This is a genomic window from Shewanella sp. 10N.286.51.B2 (assembly GCF_041469265.1).
Lineage (GTDB): Bacteria > Pseudomonadota > Gammaproteobacteria > Enterobacterales > Shewanellaceae > Shewanella.
On sequence record NZ_JBFRKH010000060.1, the window covers coordinates 1 to 4,469 of the forward strand.

General features: G+C 41.3%; 2 protein-coding genes. One reads left to right on the plus strand and one right to left on the minus strand.

From position 1 onward, the window contains the following. Positions 1 to 1,267: 1,267 nt before the first annotated feature. A complete protein-coding gene (locus AB4140_RS15950; RefSeq protein ID WP_102531868.1) occupies positions 1,268 to 1,747 on the plus strand; it encodes a Fur family transcriptional regulator in 480 nt (159 codons plus the stop codon). 330 nt (positions 1,748 to 2,077) lie between these two features. On the opposite strand, the gene AB4140_RS15955 is transcribed toward AB4140_RS15950, so the two are convergent. After that, positions 2,078 to 4,192 carry a TonB-dependent siderophore receptor gene (locus AB4140_RS15955; protein ID WP_102436252.1) on the minus strand — a complete coding sequence of 705 codons (2,115 nt, stop codon included), beginning with the start codon at positions 4,190 to 4,192 and terminating at the stop codon, positions 2,078 to 2,080. Between the last annotated feature and the right edge of the window lie 277 nt (positions 4,193 to 4,469).

The following is a 4,469-nucleotide window of genomic DNA, read 5'->3' on the forward strand; positions in this document are numbered from 1 at the left end:
AGAAAATCAGTTATACCTGTATAGGCAACCAGTCATTTGGACGACAAGTAAGGCGGTCATAATCGATTAGAAAAAGTAAGGTTATGCTGATTATCCCATTGCTAGCACCAACTCATTTTGGGGCAAAATGTTTTACGACCACCAACTTTATACTTCATTTATATTGGATCCGTTACGGTAGTCCATTACTTCAATTTAATCCATTGCCTGCCGCAGGTGATGTATAGGATATACAAATGTCGCGATCACATGGTCAATGATGTTCCCGACATCATCATGACATTTCCCAAATCCCTATGGGTCAGATGTGAAAAAGCGACCTTATGTGCAGATACAACTGCGAGACGCTGCATTCTTTATATAAGTCAAAAGTTCCATGTAAGCTCTGCCAAAACAAATAACATCCATGTTAAACGGCCAGTTCGGCATCCTTGCCTCTCGCTCAGAGCGTTTCACACAGTGAAACTTCGCCATGTTTTGGTCAAATTTGTTCCAGACAAATAATGACATTCTTGCCATCCTTGGCAGTCAGAAGCTCGCTGCTGCATCTACACCGGGATTATTATCTCTTCGATTTGAGTGTATTCGTGGCAATTAAAAAAGCTAAAAAAACCAAGAATCTAATCAGCTAAAAGACTCAATATGAATTGAGGTCATCGAGAAAAGACCGTGAGCTTGGCATGGATGCCAAGCTAGCTTTCGTTAGGCCATGGACGGCCTATCGGAAGCGTTAGGGCTTTTCGACAATGACCGAAGCAGTCTACAAACGAAGTTAAAAGCTGGATCAATCCCCATCGAAAATCATGCGCTTTTCAGCATTTTTCGTTAGGGCGCTGAGGGTTTGTTAAGGGCTTCTTTTGTAAAATGTGTGCGCTTTCCCCCTTGACTCTGCTCTTTGCAAAAGAAGGGGCGAAGCGCCACGACGTTAATCCAAACGGAGTTTGGAATTACAGGCTGAAACCCAGATATCAAAATCAGCAGTGGGCAGAAAACCCACGATATTAATCCAAACGAAGTTTGGAAATACAGAATAAAATCCACAGGTCAAAATCAGCTGTGGGTGGAAAACCACGACGTTAATCCAAACGAAGTTTGGAAATACAAAAAGGAAACCAATGGTCTAAATTAGCTAAGCGCCGAAAAACGGTTTAAAATCACAAAAAATAGCAATTATTTAATGCTGTTAAGATGTTCTATTTTTTATCATTTACAATGTCAGTCCGACAAGAAATAATAACAACAATAACGATTTCTCTTGAGCTTATCTATGCCTACTTCTAATAACACTGAAATTTTTGCTAAAGCAGAACAACTATGTCACGACAATGGTGTAAAGCTAACGGCAAAAAGAAAGAATGTTTTAGGTGTATTACTTAACTCTAGCAAACCCTTATCAGCCTATGAAATCGTTGATATTTACCGTGCGACACACCAAGAATCATTAGCACCGATGTCTGTTTATCGTATGCTGGATATACTCAGTGAACTGCCTTTAGTGCATAAGCTATCATCTGAAAATAAGTACCTTGCTTGTTCACACATCACTTGCGCTCACAAGCACCAAGTACCGCAGTTTTTGATTTGTAAAAGTTGCGGCAAAGTGGCCGAGAAGGGCATTCAAGCCAGCGTGATCGAGGCTTTAAAAGAGAGCATTCAACAAGCGGACTTTCAACTGCTCAACTCTCAAATAGAATTACAATGCTTGTGTAATGACTGTGCTAACCCTAGTGAAAAGCCCAATGAGTAACGCATTCTTCATATTTGACACTTGAGCCACTCAGCCCAACTGATAGATTCACCTCTGATATCCTCAACAAAAAAGCGACCCTAAGGTCGCTTAATGTCATTGTGGTACTAAAACAATGCAGTTTGAGTTTACACCGCGGACTTGCCCCTTGTCAGTCGGGACTAGTGACAAGGTTTAACGCTATCAAATTTAACTATCCAAATAGCGTTAGTGGCGATGCTAAGACAATGAAGTTTGGGGTTTACCGCGGAGTTGACTGATGTCAATGAGCAGTGAAAACCTTAAACAGAAGTCGTATTAGCAAGCCCAAGCAGCAATTAATACTGAAAATTAGAATTGATACTTAACACTCGCGGTGAAATTAATCGGCTCACCCGGCATAGTCCATAACCTGTGATAGGAGCTTTCAAAGTATTGCTCATTAAACAGGTTATTCACATCAAGCATTACACTAAACTTGCTGCTTAACTCTATCGCTGCGGATAGGTTCACTAAGGTGTATGCAGGTAAAATATAATCAGGTGATGTGGTTTCACCTAGACGGTCGCCAACGTAATTGACCGTAGCGCCAAAATAAGCTTCTTTACCCATAATGTCAGTATAATGTCTTAGGGCCACATGACCGACATGCTCTGCAACGTTGATTAAACGTGAACCTTTAGGGATTGGCACGCCCCAGTCATTATCAATCAAATCGTTTGCTGTTCTTGCATCGGTATAAGCGTAGGCTAACTCAATGCTGGTATCAGCCGTTAGTAAGGTGGTCAGCTGAAACTCAACTCCCTGACTTTCAACCTCACCTAAAGTCGCAGAAAGCCCTGTGTCTGGCTCTGCTGTTAACATATTGGTTTTGCTGGCATCAAACAGTGCAAGGCTACCGGAGAACCTGTCAGCGACATTTTGCCATTTAAGACCGACTTCGAAAGATTTAGTTTGTTCTGGGTCAAAAGCATTTCTGTCTGAATCAAGCCCAGGATTAGGTCTGAAACCTTCAGCGTAGCTGGTGTAAATATTGATATTGTCATCCAATTCATAGACAAAACCGAAACGAGAAGATACTTCAGTTTGATCTTGCTCTTGAGACTCATTATCCAGTTTATTGACAATGTGCTGATTAAAGCTATCGACTCTGAAGCCCAATAACAGCTTGGCTTTATCAGTCAACTCAATTAAATCTTGGGCGTAAAAACCAAGGCCTTTTTGCTCTTCAAAGGTTAAGGTTGTTGGTGTGGTTTCAGGCTGATACATAGTGTAATCAGGGTTATTAGGGTTGATTGAGTATGTCGCATCGCCTGAACCCCAAGCGGTTCGCCACACTCTATAATCAGTATCTAGCTGGAAGTTATAATAATCTAACCCAATTAATAGATTATTGGTCATGCCACCAAGCTCTACGTCACCGCTAACTTCAAAACGCGCCGAGAAGTCTTGCGCCTGATAATCACGCTCTCTTCTTTGTCTTGATAAGGTATTTGGGTCGCTATAAATCAGCTGGCGGCCGTCAGATAGTTCAGCATCTGAAGATTGACCTTTAAAGGATGAATCCCGATAAGCTAAACCGGCTAATAAGTGCCACGAGTTATTAAGCTGATGATTTAATAGTAGTTGGTGTCCTAGCGCTTCAACTTTATGGGCTCCGTCTCGGGTATCACCATAAAATGCGGCAGTATCGACAGCGTCAAAATCATTATCTAATACATAGACACCGCGATCTAACGGCTTGCTTTGATGTAGAATTTCCATTTCATAACTTAAGCTGGTGGCGTCAGAGATATTCCACAAAAGTGACGGGCTTAAATTCAAGCTTTCAATATCAACATGGTCACGAAAGGTATCTGAATCTTCGTAAAAGCCATTGATGCGGTAAGCAACATCGTCACTAATGCCTTTGGTGTGATCAAATTCCACTTGTTTTTGATTGAAATTACCTAAGGTTCCCTGAATATAACCTTGTTCATCAAATTGCGGCTTTTTAGTGATGATATTGACCGTGCCACCCGGTTCACCTTGTCCGTACAGTGCTGAGCCTGGCCCTTTCATTACTTCAATGGTTTCAATATTGGCGGTATTTCTGTTGCCGTTATAACCTCGCGAGTTAAAGCCATTTACTAAGTAACCTGTCGGGTTATTTTCGTCGCCCGAAAAACCGCGAATAGCAAAGCTATCAAACATACCGCCAGAGTTATTTTGCCTTACGATACTAGGCGAAAAGTCCAAGGCGTCCATGAAACGAGTAATGCCCTCGTTTTTGATGGTATCGGCATTAATTCTATCTACTGCTTGGGGAGTATCAATCAATGGTACGTTGCCTCGGTAAGGCTGCCAAAGTCTATTTACCTCAATGCGCTCAATATCATCATTAGTTTCTGAGGTTGGGTTATTGCTATCTTGCGCTAACGCACCATTAGAAATGACAATAATTGAATATAGAAAATGCTTTTTCACGTGCTTTGCCCTATCAAGGATGGATTAAAAAGGCAATGTTATAACATATCATTTATTTCGTCAAAGTGAAGCCAGTAACAAACAGTCACTTTGGCCACTTAAGGGTTTTGAAATACATAAAGCTATTGAGAACGGCAAACAGAAAGTCCGCTGCTGGTACTTTTTAGCGGGGACAGTGAAAAACCAGTTAATCCCAAAGGAGTTTCGAGGTTCAGAAAGGGCGCATCTGGCTTAAACAGGAGATCTTTATTAATCCCATAGTTAAATACAAATAGTT

Coding starts and splice junctions, on each gene's coding strand:
- AB4140_RS15950 (WP_102531868.1), top strand. CDS start 1,268: ATGCCTACTTCTAATAACACTGAAATTTTTGCTAAAGCAGAACAACTA.